This window comes from Vibrio sp. 10N.286.46.A8, assembly GCF_041470165.1.
In the GTDB taxonomy this organism is placed as follows: Bacteria; Pseudomonadota; Gammaproteobacteria; order Enterobacterales; family Vibrionaceae; genus Vibrio; species Vibrio tasmaniensis_A.
This window is the reverse complement of sequence record NZ_JBFRLX010000383.1, coordinates 1-400: the sequence shown is the minus strand read 5'-3', so window position 1 is coordinate 400 and position 400 is coordinate 1. Positions and strand designations below refer to the sequence as shown.

1 protein-coding gene is annotated in these 400 nt (G+C 38.5%); it reads right to left on the bottom strand.

What is annotated here, in order from left to right; genetic code table 11:
- Window positions 1-117 precede the first annotated feature (117 nt).
- Window positions 118-279, bottom strand: coding sequence for a hypothetical protein (locus tag AB4232_RS22585; protein ID WP_009846296.1), 162 nt, complete (start codon window positions 277-279; stop codon window positions 118-120).
- Window positions 280-400: the final 121 nt, after the last annotated feature.

Below are 400 nucleotides of genomic sequence, written 5' to 3'. Positions count from 1 at the left end.
ATTACAGGCACAAAAAAGGCTCTGGTTGCTCACTCTAATGCAGAAGAATGAAGTCAGCCAAAGCCTCAATTTTGTTACCTTTAGCAGAGTGACTACTAAAAGAGCGGAGCGGTTAAACTATGCTTTTTTAAGGTCTTTTGCAGGGTAAGTAAGCGTCATTATTGCGCCTTCTACTGTTGTAACATGAACGTAGCCACCACCAGCACTTAGGCCAATTACTACCATTTCACCTAGCTCAACACCTTTTGTTGCAACAACGCGATCATCAACTGAAAACACTTTACACACCTTCAATAAAATAAATAAATACGACAGATATCGAACGCGGATTTAAACAGATGGTATCCCAATCAACTAATCCGGTTATTTGTCGTAAAGATTAAATTTAGTTATGCATAAA